15 protein-coding genes are annotated in these 16945 nt (G+C 70.0%); 12 read left to right on the top strand and 3 right to left on the bottom strand.

Going from position 1 to position 16945, the window contains the following annotated elements; genetic code table 11:
- The 3 genes from ACIY1X_RS16420 to ACIY1X_RS16410 all read left to right on the top strand — a co-directional run.
- A partial coding sequence (locus ACIY1X_RS16420; RefSeq protein ID WP_399682381.1) for a helix-turn-helix domain-containing protein occupies positions 1-465 on the top strand: 465 nt, incomplete at its 5' end.
- A gap of 90 nt (positions 466-555) precedes the next feature.
- Positions 556-1845, top strand: coding sequence for an O-acetylhomoserine aminocarboxypropyltransferase/cysteine synthase family protein (locus ACIY1X_RS16415; RefSeq protein ID WP_399682379.1), 1290 nt, complete (start codon positions 556-558; stop codon positions 1843-1845).
- A gap of 240 nt (positions 1846-2085) precedes the next feature.
- Positions 2086-4290: a TonB-dependent siderophore receptor gene (locus ACIY1X_RS16410; protein WP_399682376.1), complete on the top strand. Its 2205-nt coding sequence runs from the start codon at positions 2086-2088 to the stop codon at positions 4288-4290.
- Positions 4291-4311: 21 nt separating this feature from the next.
- On the opposite strand, the gene phhA is transcribed toward ACIY1X_RS16410, so the two are convergent.
- Positions 4312-5184, bottom strand: coding sequence for a phenylalanine 4-monooxygenase (gene phhA / locus ACIY1X_RS16405; RefSeq protein ID WP_399682373.1), 873 nt, complete (start codon positions 5182-5184; stop codon positions 4312-4314).
- Between the two features lie 22 nt (positions 5185-5206).
- Complete coding sequence (gene hppD / locus ACIY1X_RS16400) at positions 5207-6331, bottom strand: 4-hydroxyphenylpyruvate dioxygenase (protein ID WP_399682371.1); 1125 nt, start codon at positions 6329-6331, stop codon at positions 5207-5209.
- 139 nt (positions 6332-6470) lie between these two features.
- Here hppD and ACIY1X_RS16395 point away from each other — a divergent pair, with 139 nt between their 5' ends.
- The 9 genes from ACIY1X_RS16395 (at position 6471) to ACIY1X_RS16355 (ending at position 15896) form a co-directional block, all read left to right on the top strand.
- Positions 6471-6944 (top strand): Lrp/AsnC family transcriptional regulator, encoded by a 474-nt coding sequence (locus ACIY1X_RS16395; RefSeq protein WP_399682368.1) that lies wholly within the window; start codon positions 6471-6473, stop codon positions 6942-6944.
- 134 nt (positions 6945-7078) lie between these two features.
- Complete coding sequence (locus tag ACIY1X_RS16390; RefSeq protein WP_399682365.1) at positions 7079-7813, top strand: GNAT family N-acetyltransferase; 735 nt, start codon at positions 7079-7081, stop codon at positions 7811-7813.
- Between the two features lie 78 nt (positions 7814-7891).
- Entirely contained in the window at positions 7892-8773 is an 882-nt protein-coding gene (locus tag ACIY1X_RS16385) for an HlyC/CorC family transporter (RefSeq protein ID WP_038211288.1), read from the top strand.
- Positions 8770-10344, top strand: a complete 1575-nt coding sequence (gene lnt, locus ACIY1X_RS16380; RefSeq protein WP_399682361.1) for an apolipoprotein N-acyltransferase — start codon at positions 8770-8772, stop codon at positions 10342-10344. Before ACIY1X_RS16385 ends, lnt begins: the two co-directional genes overlap by 4 nt.
- Positions 10345-10575: 231 nt before the next feature.
- Positions 10576-11490: a glycine--tRNA ligase subunit alpha gene (gene glyQ, locus ACIY1X_RS16375; protein ID WP_399682358.1), complete on the top strand. Its 915-nt coding sequence runs from the start codon at positions 10576-10578 to the stop codon at positions 11488-11490.
- Complete coding sequence (gene glyS / locus ACIY1X_RS16370; RefSeq protein ID WP_399682355.1) at positions 11490-13616, top strand: glycine--tRNA ligase subunit beta; 2127 nt, start codon at positions 11490-11492, stop codon at positions 13614-13616. Before glyQ ends, glyS begins: the two co-directional genes overlap by 1 nt.
- A 24-nt stretch (positions 13617-13640) precedes the next feature.
- A complete protein-coding gene (gene gmhB, locus ACIY1X_RS16365) occupies positions 13641-14234 on the top strand; it encodes a D-glycero-beta-D-manno-heptose 1,7-bisphosphate 7-phosphatase (RefSeq protein ID WP_038211274.1) in 594 nt (197 codons plus the stop codon).
- Positions 14234-14977, top strand: coding sequence for a lysophospholipid acyltransferase family protein (locus ACIY1X_RS16360; protein ID WP_399682352.1), 744 nt, complete (start codon positions 14234-14236; stop codon positions 14975-14977). Before gmhB ends, ACIY1X_RS16360 begins: the two co-directional genes overlap by 1 nt.
- Before the next feature lie 10 nt (positions 14978-14987).
- The gene (locus tag ACIY1X_RS16355; RefSeq protein WP_399682350.1) at positions 14988-15896 is read left to right on the top strand and encodes a M48 family metallopeptidase; all 909 of its coding nucleotides are present in this window, start codon (positions 14988-14990) and stop codon (positions 15894-15896) included.
- Positions 15897-15938: 42 nt separating this feature from the next.
- On the opposite strand, the gene ACIY1X_RS16350 is transcribed toward ACIY1X_RS16355, so the two are convergent.
- On the bottom strand, positions 15939-16945 hold a 1007-nt coding region (locus ACIY1X_RS16350; RefSeq protein WP_399682347.1), incomplete at its 5' end, for a tripartite tricarboxylate transporter permease.

Below are 16945 nucleotides of genomic sequence, written 5' to 3'. Positions count from 1 at the left end.
CCCCCTATGGCCAACATCGCATCTGTTCTCAAATCCGAGATCGCGCGCGTGGCGCGCAAGGAAGTCCGCGCGGAACTCGAGAGTCTCAAGCGGGCGAGCACGCAGCACCGCAGCGCGATCGCGCAGTTGCGGCGGGAGGTCGCCGATCTGCACAGGCAGCTCAAGCAGGCGCATCGGCAGGTGGCCAACGCCTCGCGCGCGCCGGCCGCCAGTGGCGGTGGCGGCGGCGGCGGTGCGTCGGATGGAACGCCGCGGCGCTTCAGCGCGGCGCGCCTGGCCGCGCACCGTGCCAGGCTGGGCCTGTCGGCGGCCGACTACGGCCGGCTGGTGGGCATGAGCGGCGCGACGATCTACCTCTGGGAACAAGGCAAGTCGCGGCCGAAGCCGGAGCAACTGCAGCGGCTGGTCGAAGCGCGTACGCTCGGCCGCCGCGCGGCGCTGGAGCAACTGGCGCAAGGCCGCTGAAGACGGGCCGCTGCGCGGTGCGGGGCCCGAGCCGCGTGGCTCGGGCCCCGTTCTTCTCTTTCCGATAGCTAGAAAGTGAAAGGCTTTCCCATGTCCGAGAACTGGAAATTCGAAACCCGGTCGGTGCACGCCGGCTACTCGCCCGAGCCGACCACCAGGGCCGTCGTGCCGCCGATCTACCAGACGGTGGCCTATGCCTTCGACAGCGCGCAGCACGGCGCCGACCTGTTCGACCTGAAGGTGCCGGGCAACATCTACACGCGCATCATGAACCCCACGCAGGACGTGCTGGAGCAGCGCGTGGCTGCGCTGGAGGGCGGCATCGCCGCGCTGGCGCTGGCCTCGGGGCAGATGGCGATCACCTATGCCATCCAGACCATCACGGAGGCGGGCGACAACATCGTCAGCAGCACGGCGCTGTACGGCGGCACCTACAACCTGTTCGCGCACACGCTGCCGCAGTTCGGCATCAACGTGCGCTTCGCCGACCACCGCGACCCGGCCAGCTTCGGCAAGCTGATCGACGAGCGCACCAAGGCGGTGTTCGTCGAGTCGCTGGGCAACCCGGCCGGCAACATCACGGACATCGCCGCCATCGCCGCCATCGCGCACCAGCACGGCGTGCCGCTGATCGTGGACAACACGGTGCCCTCGCCCTACCTCCTGCGCCCCATCGAGCACGGCGCCGACATCGTCGTGCACTCGCTCACCAAGTACCTTGGCGGCCACGGCACCAGCGTGGGCGGCGCCATCGTCGACTCGGGCAAGTTCCCCTGGGCCCAGCACAAGGAGCGCTTCCGCCGCCTCAACGAGCCCGACGTGAGCTACCACGGTGTGGTCTACACCGAGGCGCTGGGCCCGGCGGCCTACATCGGCCGCGCCCGCGTGGTGCCGCTGCGCAACACGGGCGGCGCGATCTCGCCCTTCAACGCCTTCCTGATCCTGCAGGGCATCGAGACGCTGGCGCTGCGCATGGACCGCATCTGCGACAACACGCTGCGCGTGGCCCGGCACCTGAAAGCCCACCCGGCGGTGCGGTGGGTCAACTACGCCGGCCTGGAAGACCACCCGGACCATGCACTGGCGAAGAAGTACATGGGCGGCCGCGCGAGCGGGCTGCTGACCTTCGGCATCGGTGGCGGCCGGGCGGAAGGGGCGAAGTTCCTCGACGCGCTGCAGCTCTTCACCCGGCTGGTCAACATCGGCGACGTGCGCTCGCTGGCCACGCATCCGGCCTCCACCACGCACCGCCAGCTCTCGCCCGAGGAACTGGCCAAGGCCGGCGTGAGCGAGGAGACGGTGCGCCTGTGCGTCGGCATCGAGCACATCGACGACCTGCTGGCCGACCTGGACCAGGCGCTGGCCGCGGCCGGCCGCTGAGCGCGCCGCCGGCCGTCGCCGTGCCGCCTTCGCCGGCGCACGGGTAGACCGCATCGCCACGGCGGCTGCCCGCCGCCTGGCCCGGAAGAGATCCGTTGTCCATGGCAGCGGGTCTCTTTTTTTGTTTCTTTTCAAATAAAAATCACTATCATTTACAATTCATTCACATGGCCGCTCTTTCTGCCTTGCAGAGGGGGCGGCCTTCCGTTTCCACATCCATCACACCGCAGAACAGCAGCAATGAAGAAGAGGGTCCACACACTGCCGCACGCCGCGGCGCCTGCCGCGCTGAAGGCGCTGGCCGCCGGCATCGCGATGGCCATCCCCGCCCTGGCGATGGCCCAGGCCGCCGCCACCGCCGACACCCTGCCCGCCGTCCAGGTGGAGGCCGCCGGGCAGAGCGAGACCACCGAGGGCACGGGCTCGTACACCACGCCCGGCCCGTCGCGCACGGCCACGCCGCTGGGCCTGAGCCTGCGCGAGACGCCGCAGTCCGTGTCGGTGGTGACGCAGCAGCGCATCGAGGACCAGGGCATGCAGACCATCTCGGACGTGGTGCGCAACACCACGGGCGTGTACCTCAACCAGTACGAGACCAGCCGCGGGCAGTTCACGGCGCGTGGCTTCAACATCAACAACCTGCTGATCGACGGTGTGCCGACCACCTGGGAGCAGCCGTGGAGTTCGGGCGAGATCTTCACCAGCCTGGCCATGTACGACCGCGTCGAGGTGGTGCGCGGCGCCACCGGCCTGACTACCGGCGCGGGCGATCCGTCGGCGGCCATCAACCTGGTGCGCAAGCGCGCCAGCAGCAAGGTCTTCACCGGCAACGTGGAGCTGGGCATCGGCTCCTGGAACGAGCGCCGCGGCCTGTTCGACCTCAGCACGCCGCTCAACCAGGCCGGCACGGTGCGCGCGCGGGTGGTCGGCGAATACTCCAAGGCCGACAGCTACATCGACCGGCTGAGCAAGGAAAACGGCACCTTCCTGGCCGCCTTCGAGGCGGACATCGGCCCGCGCACGCTGCTGACGGCCGGCGTCAGCCGGCAGAAGACCGACTCGAACGGGCCGATGTGGGGCGGCCTGCCGGTCTGGTACGCCGAGGGCGTCTTCGCCAACTGGGACCGCTCCAAGTCCACCACCGCAAGCTGGACGCGCTGGAACACGGCCTACAACACCTACTTCCTCTCGCTGGAGCACCGCTTCGACAACGACTGGAAGCTCAAGCTCAGCTACAACCACGGCGACCGCAAGGCCGACTCGTACCTGTCCTACGCCTCGGGCTATCCCAGCCTGCTCACGGGCGAAGGCATGTTCGCCTTCCCGGCCTCCTACGACGTGCGCACGCGCCAGCACGACTTCAGCGTGCAGGGCAGCGGCGGCTTCCGCCTGTTCGGCCGCGAGCACGAGGCAGCCTTCGGCTATGCGAGCTCCACGCAGAAGTTCAACGCCTACAGCCGCTCGGCGCTGACCAATTCCTTCGTGGCGCTCGGCAACTTCAACCTGCTGGGTGCCGACTACCCCGAGCCCGTCTGGAGCGGCCTGTCGTACTACGGCAAGAGCTACACGCGGCAGGAGGCGGTGTACGGCGCGGCACGCCTGAGCCTGGCCGATCCGCTCAAGCTGATCCTCGGCGCACGCGTGACCAACTACCAGCGGCGCGGCGACGATGTCTACAGCAACCCCTACCGGCTGAAATACGGCAGCGAGGTCACGCCCTATGCCGGCCTCGTGTTCGACGTCAGCAAGGAACTGTCGGTCTACGCCAGCTACACCGACATCTTCCAGCCGCAGAACGCGCGCGACATCAACGGCACCTACATCGAGCCGATCAAGGGCAAGAGCACGGAGGTCGGCGTCAAGGGCGAGTTCTTCGACGGCCGCCTGAACGCCTCGGCCGCGGTGTTCCGCATCAAGCAGCAGAACCTGGCGGTCGAGACGGGCGAGACCATCCCGGGCCTCGGCGGCCTGCCCGAGGCGGTCTACCGCGCCTCCAACGGCGCCACCAGCAAGGGCTTCGAACTGGAAGTGTCTGGCGAACTGGCGCGCGGCTGGAACCTCAATGCCGGCTACACGCAGTTCAGTCTCAAGGACGCGGATCGCCAGGACGTGAACACGATCTATCCGCGCAAGACGCTGCGGCTGTTCACGACCTACCGCCTGTCGGGTGCGCTGAGCGGCCTGACCCTGGGCGGCGGCGTGAGCTGGCAGAGCAGCACCTACGGGAACGCCGCCAATCCGCTCGGGCTGACCCAGCGTGTGGACCAGGGCGCCTTCGCCCTGGTCAACCTGATGGCGCGCTACGACTTCAACGACCGCCTGTCCGCCCAGCTCAACATCGAGAACGCGACGGACAAGAAGCACTACGACACGTTCCAGGCCTACGGCCAGCTCACCTACATGGAGCCGCGCCGGGCCAGCCTGACGATGAAGTACCGGTTCTGATCGCGCGCGGCGGCCAGGACCTCAGCCCAGCCCCAGGCTGCGCTCGCCGGGCAGCAGCGCGCCGGCCTCGATGTCCGGCTCGGACTTCAGCCGCTCGTACAGCGGCGCGAAGTCCGGCGCCGTCATGTCGAACAGCTGGTCGAAGCTGTCGATGACGAAGTAGGTGCTCTGGTAGCTGTCGATCTTGTAGCGCGAGCGCATGGTGCGCACCAGGTCCAGCGGCAGGCGGTGCGGCTGCGGGCTGCGCACCGCATGCTGCAGCTCGCCGACCGAGCTGAGGATGCCGGCGCCGTAGGCGCGCAGGCCCTGTGGCTGGCGGATCAGGCCGAACTCCACCGTGTACCAGTACAGGCGCGCCAGCTTCTCGCCGGCGCCCAGGTGGTGGGCCTTGATGCCGCCCTCGCCGTAGCGCTGCACGTAGTCGGCGAAGGTCGGGTCGAACAGCATCGGCACGTGGCCGAACAGGTCGTGGAACACGTCGGGCTCGACGATGTAGTCGAACTCCTCGGGCCGGCGGATCCAGTCGGTGACGGGGAACCTGCGGTTCGCCAGCAACTGGAAGAAGGGCAGCTCGGGGATCAGCCCGGGCACGGCCACGATCTCCCAGCCAGTCGCCTGCCGCAGCCGCGCGTTGATGTCCTGGAAGCGCGGGATGCGGTCCTTGGCGCCGAGCGAGGGCAGCGCCGCGATGAAGGCGTCGCAGGCCAGCCCCGGCAGCTGCGCCGCCTGGCGCTCGTACAGGCGCCGGTAGGTGTCGTGATCGGCGTCCGTGTAGCTCGCGTAGTCCTGCGGGCAGGTGTAGTCCGCCTGCACCTGGCCGCCGCGGGCGTAGTCGCCGCGCGGCGGGCGCTCCGATTCGCCGTAGACGGCCGGAGTCGGGCTGCCGGTGTTCATGGTGATGGCCGGACCGCCCGCCTCACTTGGCGGCGCTGAGCACGCCGCGGCGCATCTGGTCCAGCTCGATGCTCTCGAACAGCGCCTTGAAGTTGCCGTTGCCGAAACCGTCGTCACCCTTGCGCTGGATGAACTCGAAGAAGATCGGCCCGAGCTGGTTCTCGCTGAAGATCTGCAGCAGCAGCGCGTCCTTCTTGCCGTCGATCAGGATCTTGCGCTTGTGCAGTTCCTCCACGTTCTCGCCGTGGCCGGGGATGCGCTTGTCGACCAGCTCGTAGTAGGTGTCGATGGTGTCCAGCAGCGTGACGCCGTTCTCGCGCAGCTTGTCGACCGTCTTGTAGAGGTCGTCCGAGCCCATCGCGATGTGCTGGATGCCTTCGCCGTGGTACATGTCCAGGTACTCCTGGATCTGGCCGGGCTGCTCCTTGCCTTCCTCGTTGATCGGGATGCGGATCTTGCCGCAGGGGCTGGTCATCGCCTTGCTCTTCACGCCGGTGACCTGGCCCTCGATGTCGAAGTACTTGATCTCGCGGAAGTTGAACAGGCGCTCGTAGAAGTCGGCCCACTCGTTCATGCGGCCGCGGTGCACGTTGTGCGTCAGGTGGTCGATGTAGGTCAGGCCGTTGCCCTCGGGCGCCAGCGCCTCCTCGGCCGTCAGGCCCGGCAGCGCCTCGAAGTCCACGTCGTAGAAGCCGATGTTGCCGATGTCGCCGGGCTTGGCGCCGTTCTTGCCGCGCCAGCGGTCCACCAGGTAGATCAGGCTGTCGCCGATGCCCTTGATGGCGGGGATGTTCAGCTCGCCCGGGCCGGCCTTGTCGGCGAAGCCCCAGGCGCCCAGCGACACGGCGCGCTCGTAGGCGGCCTTGGCGTCCTGCACGCGGAAGGCGATGGCGCACACGCTGGGGCCGTGCTGGCGCGCGAAGCGCTGGGCGAAGGAGTCCGGCTCGGCGTTGACGATGAAGTTGATCGTGCCCTGGCGGTAGAGCAGCACGTTCTTGTGGCGGTGCTTCGCGACGGCGCGGAAGCCCATGCGCTCGAACACCTTGCCCATGGCGGCCGGATCGGGGGCGGCGTACTCGATGAACTCGAAGCCGTCGGTGCCCATGGGGTTGTCCCAGGGCTGGAAGGCGGGGGTGGTGTCGCTCATGAGGGTGTCTCCTGCGTCGCGCGGATGGAAGGGATGGAAAAAGGGGATGGCAGGACTGTAGGGGCGCCGGGGATCAGTTTTTCTGCGTTTTCAAGCCTGTTTTCGATGTTGAAAGCAGAAAAAGTGCAAAATCCATCGGATGGATGCACTTGACAAGCATGATCGCCTCATTCTGCGCATGCTTCAGGCGGACGGCCGTGCCACCTACGAGCAGCTGGCCGAGCAGGTCAGCCTGTCGCCCAGCGCCGTGCTGCGGCGGGTGCGGCGGCTGGAGGAAAGCCGCGTCATCGACCGCTACGTGGCGCTGGTCAAGCCCGAAGCCGTCGGCCTGGGCCTGACGGCCTACCTGAACGTGCGGCTGGAAAAGCACACCGAAACCCACAAGCGCAACCCTATGGACCTGTTCCGCGCCAGCGTACAGACCTGGCCCGAAGTCGTCGAATGCGCTGCCCTCACCGGCGAGATGGACTATCTGCTGCGCGTCGTGGTGGCCGACATGGCGCACTACAGCCGCTTCATCATGGACACCCTGCTCAAGCACCCCAGCGTGCAGGACTGCAAGACCAGCTTCGTGCTCGACCGGGTCAAGGCCACCACCGCGGTGCCCGTCTGAACCCCGCCGCGAGGGTTGCGCAGGCGCCACGGCCGATGGCATTTCGGCCCGCAAGCCGGTAAAAGCACGCACTGCGGTGACATTCCGATGTCACTTCGGCTTGTAGGTTTAGGGAAAACCCTTATATTCCCCCCATGCTTCCTGCACGGACCTTCCTGAGCACGGCGCTGGGCGTCGGCGGCTTCCTGCGCCCGCCGGTGGTGGCGGCGCAGCCCGCCGCCGCACCGGCCCGCGCGCCGGCGCCGGTGCTCGTGCCGATCCGCTCGATCGGGCCGCGCGAGCGCGGCCGCATCCGCCAGCACCTGCTGGGCCTGTCCGAGCGCGACCGCTACCTGCGCTTCGGCTACGCCGCCTCGGACGAGCAGATCGAGCGCTACGTGAGCGGGCTGGACTTCGAGCGCGACGAGCTGTTCGGCATCTACAACCGCCGCCTGGACCTGATCGCCATGGCGCACCTGGCCTTCTCGCCCGACGAGGCGCACGGCGACTGCGCCGAGTTCGGCGTGTCCGTCTCCGAGCACGCGCGCGGGCGCGGCTTCGGCGCGCGGCTGTTCGAGCGCGCGGTGGTCTCGGCGCGCAACGAGGGCGTGAAGATGCTCTTCATCCACGCGCTGAGCGAGAACACCGCGATGCTGAAGATCGCGCGCAATGCCGGGGCCACCGTGGAGCGCAGCGGTTCCGAGTCCGAGGCCTTTCTCAAGCTGCCGGAGGCCACCTTCGACAGCCGCATGAACGAGATCGCGCTGGACCACTTCGCCGAGGTGGACTACCAGCTCAAGACGCGTGCCAAGCAGTTCTGGTCCTTCCTGGCCGGCCTGCAGGAGGTGCGCAGCGGCGTGCGCGCCGCGCGCGACCAGTCTTCGCCCTGAGGCGAGGGCGGCGGGCGCGGTGGCGGCGGCCGCCGGCCATCCGGTATCCTTGTCCTTCCGCAACTACCGCCCCCCGCAGTGGCAGACCCCCACCCTGAGCGCGCGCCCGGACCGGTCCGGGAGGACAAGCGCAGCTTCCTGCAGAAACTCGTCGAGTTCATCAACCCCGGTCCCGATTCCCGCGACGAGCTGATCGAGACCCTGGCCGATGCCGAGGACAACGAGGTCATCGGCGCCGAGTCCCGCGTCATGCTCGAAGGCGTGCTGCGCATGGCCGACATGACGGCCGGCGACGTGATGGTGGCGGCGCCGCGCATGGACCTGATCGACATCGACTCGCCCTACGACGAGCTGCTGCACCTGGTCATCGACACCGCGCACTCGCGCTTCCCGGTGTACGAGGGCGACAAGGAAAACATCATCGGCATCCTGCTGGCGAAGGACCTGCTCAAGCTGCAGCGTTCGCCGGAGCTGAACATCCGCGCGCTGCTGCGCCCGGCCGCCTTCATCCCCGAGAGCAAGGGCCTGAACGACCTGTTGCGCGAGTTCCGCGGCAACCGCAACCACCTGGCGATCGTGATCGACGAGTTCGGCCGCGTGGCGGGCCTGATCACCATCGAGGACGTGCTCGAGCAGATCGTCGGCGAGATCGAGGACGAGTTCGACGAGGAGGAGGACGAGGGCGACATCTTCGGCCTGGCTGACCACACCTACCGCGTCAGCGGCGACACGCCGCTGGAGCGCGTGGCCGAGGCCTTCGGCATCCGCTTCACCGAGGAGCAGGAGAGCGAGGACTTCGACACCATCGGCGGCCTGGTCGCGCACGAGATGGGCCACGTGCCCAAGCGCGGAGAGCGGCATGCGGTGGGCGGCTTCGACTTCGTCGTGATGCACACCCGCGGCGGCGCGGTGCGCTGGTTCAAGGTGTCGCCGGCGCGCGGCGACGACGCCGCGGATTGAGGACGGCCGCGCTGCGCACGCTGGGCTTCCTCGTCGCCGGCCTGCTGCAGGCCGCATCCATCGCTTGGCCCGTCGGCGGTCGCCCGCTGTGGTGGCTGCAGCTGCTGTCGCTGGCGCTGCTGTGCGCGCTGCTCGATGCCGAACGCGCCGCCGGCGCCCGCTGGCGGCGTGCCGGCCTGTGCGGCTGGCTGTTCGGCACCGCCTGGCTGGCCGCCAGCTTCTGGTGGCTGTTCATCTCCATGCACACCTACGGCGGGCTGCCCGCGCCGCTGGCGGCGCTGGCGGTGCTCGCCCTGGCGGCGGCGCTGGCGCTGTACTACGCGGCGGCCTGCGCCGCCTTCGTCGCCTGGGCGCCGGCGCGGCCGGCCGGCGCGGTGCTGCTGTTCGCGGCGCTGTGGACGCTGGCGGAGCTGCTGCGCGGCCACTGGTTCACCGGCTTCCCCTGGGGCGCGGGCGGCTATGCGCACGTCGAGGGGCCGCTGGCCGGCTATGCGCCCTGGGTCGGCGTGTACGGCATCGGCGCGCTGGCGGCGGCGCTGGCCGCCTGCCTGGGCCGGGTGATGCGTGTCGGGCGCCCTGCGCGCGCCGGTGCCGTCCTGGCGCCGGCGGCGGCGGTCGCCGTGCTGGCGCTGGCGCCGCTGGGGCTGCGTGTCCTGCACGGCGACGGCGGCGCCTCGCAGTCGCGCGGCACGCTGGGCGTCGCGCTGCTGCAGGGCAACATCCCGCAGGACGAGAAGTTCGTGCCCGGCGCCGGCATCGGCGTCGCGCTGCGCTGGTACGCCGAGCAGCTGCACGCGTCGTCGGCGCCGCTGGTCGTCACGCCCGAGACCGCCATCCCGCTGCTGCCGCGCCAGCTGCCGGAGGGCTACTGGGCCGCGCTGGCCGCGCGCTTCGCCGGCAGCGGGCAGGCCGCGCTGGTGGGACTGCCACTGGTGGATGCGTCGGGCCGCTACGCCAACAGCGTGGTCGCGCTGCTGCCGCAGCCGCAGGGCGCCTACCGCTACGACAAGCACCACCTGGTGCCCTTCGGCGAGTTCATCCCGCCGGGCTTCGGCTGGTTCATCCGCATGATGAACATCCCGCTGGGCGACTTCCACCGCGGCGCGCTGCCGCAGGCGCCGCTGGCCTGGCAGGGCCAGCGCATCGCGCTGAACGTCTGCTACGAGGATCTCTTCGGCGAGGAGATCGGCGCCGGCTTCCGCGATGCCGCCGCGGCGCCCACGGTGCTGCTGAACGTGAGCAACATCGCCTGGTTCGGCGACACCGTGGCCATCGACCAGCACCTGGCCATCTCGCGCATGCGCGCGCTGGAGTTCCAGCGGCCGATGCTGCGCGCCACCAACACCGGCGCCACCGCCGTGATCGACCACCGCGGCGTGGTCACGCACCAGTTGCCGCGCCTGACGCGCGGCGTGCTGCAGGCGCAGGTGGAAGGGCGCGGCGGCATCACGCCCTACGCGTGGTGGGTGTCGCGCGCGGGCCTGGCGCCGCTGTGGGGGCTCGCGCTGCTGGGTGCGGCGGCGGGCGCGGCCGCGGCATGGCGCAGGCGCCGCGCGGCAGCGCGCTTGTAGGAGGCTGTCGGGCTTGGGCATGGCCCTGGCGGCGGCCCGAAGGGTTGAGCGACACAGCCCGCAGGCCGCGTTGCCCATGCTCGCTGCACATCATGCAGCTTGCGCTGGGCGTCTTGCCTGCGGGCTGTGTCGCTCAACGCAGGGCCATGCCCAAGCCCGACAGCCTCCTAGAATCCCCGGTTCGCCGCGAGCACCCTGTCGTGCCCGCCGGCCCCCTGCCTCGGGCCCATCATGCTGACCTTCCAACAGATCATCCTCACGCTGCAGTCCTACTGGGACGCCCAGGGCTGCGCGCTGCTCCAGCCCTACGACATGGAAGTGGGCGCGGGCACCAGCCACACCGCCACCTTCCTGCGCGCCATCGGCCCCGAGCCGTGGAAGGCCGCCTACGTGCAGCCCAGCCGCCGCCCCAAGGACGGCCGCTACGGCGAGAACCCCAACCGCCTGCAGCACTACTACCAGTACCAGGTGGTGCTGAAGCCGGCGCCGTCGAACATCCTGGAGCTGTACCTCGGCTCGCTGGAGGCGCTGGGTTTCGACCTGAAGAAGAACGACATCCGCTTCGTCGAGGACGACTGGGAGAACCCCACGCTCGGCGCCTGGGGCCTGGGCTGGGAGGTGTGGCTCAACGGCATGGAGGTGACGCAGTTCACCTACTTCCAGCAGGTCGGCGGCATCGACTGCCGGCCCGCCACGGGCGAGATCACCTACGGCCTGGAGCGCCTGGCGATGTACCTGCAGGGCGTCGAGAACGTCTACGACCTGAAGTGGACGGAAGGCCTGAGCTACGGCGACGTCTACAAGCAGAACGAGGTGGAGCAGTCGGCCTACAACTTCGAGCACTCGGACGCGGAGTTCCTCTTCACCGCATTCAACGCGCACGAGAAGCAGGCCCGGCACCTGATGGAGGCGCAACTGGCGCTGCCGGCCTACGAGCAGGTGCTCAAGGCCGCGCACAGCTTCAACCTGCTGGACGCCCGCGGCGCCATCAGCGTGACGGAGCGCGCCGCCTACATCGGCCGCATCCGCAACCTCGCGCGCAGCGTGGCGCAGAGCTACTACGACAGCCGCGAGCGCCTGGGCTTCCCGATGGCGCCGCGAGAGTGGGTCGCGCAGATCCCGAAGAAAGAGAAAGTGGCCGCCTGATGACGAACCCGAATCTGCTCGTCGAACTGTTCGTCGAGGAACTGCCTCCAAAGGCGCTGAAGAAGCTGGGCCAGGCCTTCGGCGAGGTGCTGCTGGCGCAACTGCGCGCCCAGGGGCTGGCCGATGCCGCCTCGCTGCTCACGCCCTACGCCTCGCCGCGGCGGCTGGCCGCGCACGTCACGAACGTGGCCCCGCGCGCGGCCGACAAGCCCGTGTCGCAGAAGCTGATGCCGGTGTCGGTGGGCCTCGACGCGGCGGGCAACGCCACGCCGGCGCTCGTCAAGAAGCTGGCCGCGCTGGGCGCCGATGCATCCGCCGCCGCCTCGCTCAGGCGCGCACAGGACGGCAAGGCCGAGGCCCTGTTCTACGAGAGCGTGCTGCCCGGCGCCACGCTGGCCGACGGCCTGCAGAAGGCCCTGCTGGAGGCGATCGCGAAGCTGCCCATCCCCAAGGTGATGAGCTACCAGCTCGAAAGCGGCTGCGAGCTGCCCGGCTGGACGAGCGTGAGCTTCGTGCGCCCGGCGCACGGCCTGGTGGCCCTGCACGGCGGCGAGGTGGTGCCGGTGCAGGCGCTGGGCCTCGTCTCCGGCCGCGAGACGCACGGCCACCGCTTCGAGGCGGCCGTCGATCCGGTGGTGCTGAAGAACGCCGACAGCTACGCGCTGCAGCTCGAAGAGGAGGGTGCCGTCATCGCCGGCTTCGAGGCCCGCCGCGCCGAGATCGCACGCCAGCTCGCGCTGGCGGCCGAGCAGGTCGGCGGCGGCGCCGAGCCGATCCAGGACGACGCGCTGCTGGACGAGGTGACGGCGCTGGTCGAGCGGCCCAACGTGCTGGTGTGCGGCTTCGAGGCCGAGTTCCTGGAAGTGCCGCAGGAGTGCCTCATCCTCACGATGAAGGCCAACCAGAAGTACTTCCCGCTGCTCGATGCGAAGGGCCGGCTGACGAACCGCTTCCTCGTCGTCAGCAACATCCGCCCGCAGGACGCCAGCGCCGTGACCGGCGGCAACGAGCGCGTGGTGCGCCCGCGCCTGGCCGACGCCAAGTTCTTCTTCGACCAGGACCGCCGGAAGACGCTGGCCTCGCGCGTGCCGCAACTGGCCAAGGTGGTCTACCACAACAAGCTGGGCACGCAGGGCGAGCGGGTGGAGCGCGTGCGCGCCATCGCCACCGCCATCGCGGCCGAGCTGGGCGACGCCGCCCTGATCGCCCAGGCCGACCAGGCCGCACTGCTCGCCAAGACCGACCTCGTGACCGACATGGTGGGCGAGTTCCCCGAGCTGCAGGGCGTCATGGGCCGCTACTACGCGCTGCACGACGGCCTGCCGGCGCCGGTGGCCGACGCCATCGAGGACCACTACAAGCCCCGCTTCGCCGGCGACGAGCTGCCGCGCGGCCCGGTGGGCCTGGCGGTGGCGCTGGCCGACAAGCTGGAGACGCTGGTGGGCATGTTCGGCATCGGCAACCTGCCCACCGGCGACCGCGACCCCTTCGCGCTGCGCCGCCACGCGCTGGGCGTGGTGCGCATGCTGATCGAGCGCGACCTGCCGCTGCAGCTCTCCGCGCTGGTCGGCATCGCCGCGAAGGCGATGGGCCCGCTGCTCACGCAGGCCGATGCGCAGGGCCAACTGCTCGACTTCGTCTACGACCGCCTGGCCGGCCTGCTGCGCGAGCAGGGCGCCAGCGCGCAGGAAGTGGATGCCGTGCTGGGCCCCCGCCCCGAGCGCCTGGCCGAGGTGCCCAAGCGCCTGGCGGCGGTGCGCGCCTTCGCGCAGCTGCCGGAGGCGCCCGCGCTGGCCGCGGCCAACAAGCGCATCGGCAACATCCTGAAGAAGTCGCCCGAGGCCGACGCGCACGTCACCACCGCGCTGCTGCGCGAGCCGGCCGAGCTGGCGCTGTACGAGGCGATGCAGAAAATCGTGCCCGACGCCGACGCGAAGTTCGATGCCGGCGACTACACCGCCTCGCTGCAGGCGCTGGCCGCGCTGCGCGTGCCGGTCGATGCCTTCTTCGACGGCGTGATGGTCAACGCCGAGGAGGCCGACCTGCGCCTGAACCGCCTGGGCCTGCTCGCCTCGCTGCACCGCGCGATGAACCGCGTGGCGCTGCTCGAGCGGCTGGCCGGCTGAGACGGCCGCACCGATACTCGCACCATGCCCACAGCCCCGTTCAAGCTGGTCATCCTCGACCGCAACGGCAGCATCAACGTCCACCGCGACGACTTCGTCAAGAGCGAGACGGAGTGGACGCCGCTGCCCGGCGCGCTGGAGGCCATCGCCCGGCTCAACCAGGCCGGCTGGCACGTGGTGATCGCCTCCAACCAGTCGGGCCTGGGCCGTGGCCTGTTCGACGTGGCCTCGCTCAACGCCATGCACGCCAAGATGCACAAGATGCTGGCGGCCATGGGCGGGCGCATCGACGCCATCTTCTACTGCCCCCACAGCCCCGACGAGCACTGCGACTGCCGCAAGCCCAAGCCGGGCCTGTTCCACCAGATCGGCGAGCGCTACGGCATCGACCTGGCCGGCGTGCCCACGGCCGGTGATTCGCTGCGCGACCTGCTGGCCGGCGCCGCCGCGGGCTGCGAGCCGCACCTGCTGCTCACCGGCATGGGCGAGGCCTGCCGCGGCGTGCATCCGCTGCCGCCCGAGTACCCGCCCGGCACCGTGGTGCACGAGGACCTGGCCGCCTTCGCCCGCTGGCTGCTGGCGCGCGAGGAACGCGAAAGCCTGAAAGTCGCCGTCTGATGGCGTTTCTTCGTTCCCTGGTGCATCTGCTGTGGATGCTGGTCACCGTGCTGCCCTGGGCCACGGTGCTGGTGCTGGCGTCCATCTTCGTGCGCGGCGCGCCGCTGTACTGGTTCGCCGTCGGCTGGCTGCGCGTGGCGCTGTGGGGCGGGCGCTGGATGCTGGGCATCCGCCACCGCGTGCAGGGCATGGAGCACCTGCCGCAGGACCGCCACGCCGGCTGCATCCTGCTGGTCAAGCACCAGTCGACCTACGAGACCTTCCTGCTGCCGACGCTGATGCCGCACCCGCTGGCCTACGTGTTCAAGCGCGAGCTGCTGCACATCCCCTTCTTCGGCTGGGCGCTCGGCCGGCTGGACATGGTGCACATCGACCGCAGCCAGCGTGCACAGGCCTTCCACAAGGTGGTGGCGCAGGGCAAGCGGCTGCTGGCGCAGGGTGTGTGGGTCATCATGTTCCCCGAGGGCACGCGCACGCAGCGCGGCCGGCAGGGCCAGTACAAGACGGGCGGCGCGCGCCTGGCGATCGAGACCGGCGTGCCGGTCATCCCCATCGCCGTCACCTCGGCCAAGTGCTGGCCGCGCAAGGCCTTCGTCAAGCGGCCGGGCGTGGTGGACGTGTCCATCGGCCCGGCCATCTCCAGCCAGGGGCGCAGGGCCGACGAGCTGATGGCCGAGGTGGAGCAGTGGATCGAGGCCGAGATGCGGCGCCTCGATCCCGAGGCGTATCGCGTCGCGGCCTGAAGGGCCTTCCATGCGGCCCCTGGTCCAACTGACGCTCGACCTGTTCGACGGGCTGCTCGCGGCGCCGCCGCCGCGGCCGGACAAGCCCAGGACGGTGCCTGAAAGAACCCGCGCAGACGATGCCCTGCCCGGCGTGCCGCTCGGCGACGCACTGGCGCCGGTGCGCTTCGCGCATCCGCGCGCCAGCCGCGAGGCGCGGCTGGGGCATGCGCTGGTGGCCTACGAGTTCGCGCGCGGCCGGCGCCGCACCATCGGCTTCGTGGTGGACGCGGACGGCCTGTCGGTGCGCGCGCCGCGCTGGGTGGCGCTGCGCGACGTGGACGCCGCGCTGCAGGAGAAGTCGGCCTGGATCCTGCGCAAGCTGGCCGAGTCGCAGCAGCGCGAGGCGCGCCAGGAGGCCACCCGCATCGACTGGCGCGACGGCGCCGTGCTGCCCTTCCTCGGCGCACCGGTGCACCTGCGCCTGGACCCGGCGCACGGCTTCGCCGCCGCCGGCGCGGTGCTCGATGCCGGCGAGGACGGCGGCGGCCGCGTGCTGCGGCTGGCGCTGCCGCAGCAGGCCGGCGTGGCGCAGATCCGCGATGCGGCCCAGGCCTGGCTGATGCGCCAGGCGCGGCGCATCTTCGCCGAGCGGCTCGACCATTTCGCGCCGCTGCTGGGCGTGCGCTGGACGAAGCTGTCGCTGTCCAACGCCGCCACGCGCTGGGGCAGCGCCAGCGCCGACGGCTCGATCCGGCTGAACTGGCGGCTGGTGCACTACCGGCTGGACATCATCGACTACGTGGTGGTGCACGAGCTGGCCCACCTGCGGGTGATGGACCACAGCCCGCGCTTCTGGGACCAGGTGGAGCGCGTGCTGCCCGACTACGCGCAGCGGCGCCAGGTGCTCAAGGACGAGCCGGCGCCGCGCTGGGGGTAGGTAGGCCGCCCGCCCGCAGGCGGCGCGGGCGAAGGCCGGTCGTCAGTCCTCGACGAACGCTTCCTCGCGCTTGGCGCTCACCGACGGCAGCAGCACGATGGCCAGCAGCGCCAGCGCGCCGATCAGCAGGCCCAGCGAGATCGGGCGCGTGACCAGCACGCTCCAGCTGCCGCGCGAGAGCAGCAGCGCGCGGCGCAGGTTCTCCTCCATCATCGGGCCGAGGATGAAGCCCAGCAGCAGCGGCGCCGGCTCCACGCGGAACTGGAGGAACACGTAGCCGACGAAGCCGAAGATGGCGACCATCCACACGTCGAAGGTGTTGTTGTTGGTGGTGTAGACGCCGATGGCGCAGAACAGCACGATGGCAGGGAACAGCAGCCGGTAGGGTACCTTCAGCAGCTTGATCCACATGCCGATCAGCGGCAGGTTCAGGACGATCAGCATCAGGTTGCCCAGCCACATCGAGGCGATCAGGCCCCAGAACAGCTCGGGGTTGCTGGTCATCACCTGCGGGCCGGGCTGGATGTTGTGGATGGTCATGGCGCCGACCATCAGCGCCATCACCGGGTTGGGCGGGATGCCCAGGGTGAGCAGCGGGATGAAGGAGGTCTGGGCGCCGGCGTTGTTGGCCGACTCGGGGCCGGCCACGCCGCGGATGTTGCCCTTGCCGAAGGGCAGTTCGCCCGGCGCCATCTTCAGTTTCTTTTCCAGCGCGTAGGACGCGAAGGACGACAGCAGCGCGCCGCCGCCCGGCAGGATGCCCAGCGAGGAGCCCAGCGCGGTGCCGCGCAGCACGGCCGGGATCATCTTGCGGAAGTCGTCCCCCGTCGGCCACAGGCCCTTGACCTTGTTGGTGAAGATCTCGCGCTCGGTGTCCGGCTGCGACAGGTTGCCGATGATCTCGCCGTAGCCGAACACGCCCATCGAGATCGCGATGAAGCCGATGCCGTCGGTCAGCTCGGGGATGTCGAAGGAGAAGCGCGCCACGCCGGAATTGACGTCGGTGCCCACCAGGCCCAGCAGCAGGCCCAGCACCACCATCGCGATCG

Origin of the sequence: Xenophilus sp. (assembly GCF_044462705.1) — a bacterium.
In the GTDB taxonomy this organism is placed as follows: Bacteria; Pseudomonadota; Gammaproteobacteria; order Burkholderiales; family Burkholderiaceae_C; genus Xenophilus; species Xenophilus azovorans.
This window is presented reverse-complemented; position numbering and strand designations above follow the sequence as displayed.

Coding starts and splice junctions, on each gene's coding strand:
- gmhB (WP_038211274.1), top strand. CDS start 13,641: ATGCCCACAGCCCCGTTCAAGCTGGTCATCCTCGACCGCAACGGCAGC.
- ACIY1X_RS16360 (WP_399682352.1), top strand. CDS start 14,234: ATGGCGTTTCTTCGTTCCCTGGTGCATCTGCTGTGGATGCTGGTCACC.
- ACIY1X_RS16390 (WP_399682365.1), top strand. CDS start 7,079: ATGCTTCCTGCACGGACCTTCCTGAGCACGGCGCTGGGCGTCGGCGGC.
- ACIY1X_RS16355 (WP_399682350.1), top strand. CDS start 14,988: ATGCGGCCCCTGGTCCAACTGACGCTCGACCTGTTCGACGGGCTGCTC.
- phhA (WP_399682373.1), bottom strand. CDS start 5,184: ATGAACACCGGCAGCCCGACTCCGGCCGTCTACGGCGAATCGGAGCGC.
- glyQ (WP_399682358.1), top strand. CDS start 10,576: ATGCTGACCTTCCAACAGATCATCCTCACGCTGCAGTCCTACTGGGAC.
- ACIY1X_RS16395 (WP_399682368.1), top strand. CDS start 6,471: ATGGATGCACTTGACAAGCATGATCGCCTCATTCTGCGCATGCTTCAG.
- ACIY1X_RS16415 (WP_399682379.1), top strand. CDS start 556: ATGTCCGAGAACTGGAAATTCGAAACCCGGTCGGTGCACGCCGGCTAC.
- hppD (WP_399682371.1), bottom strand. CDS start 6,331: ATGAGCGACACCACCCCCGCCTTCCAGCCCTGGGACAACCCCATGGGC.
- ACIY1X_RS16410 (WP_399682376.1), top strand. CDS start 2,086: ATGAAGAAGAGGGTCCACACACTGCCGCACGCCGCGGCGCCTGCCGCG.
- glyS (WP_399682355.1), top strand. CDS start 11,490: ATGACGAACCCGAATCTGCTCGTCGAACTGTTCGTCGAGGAACTGCCT.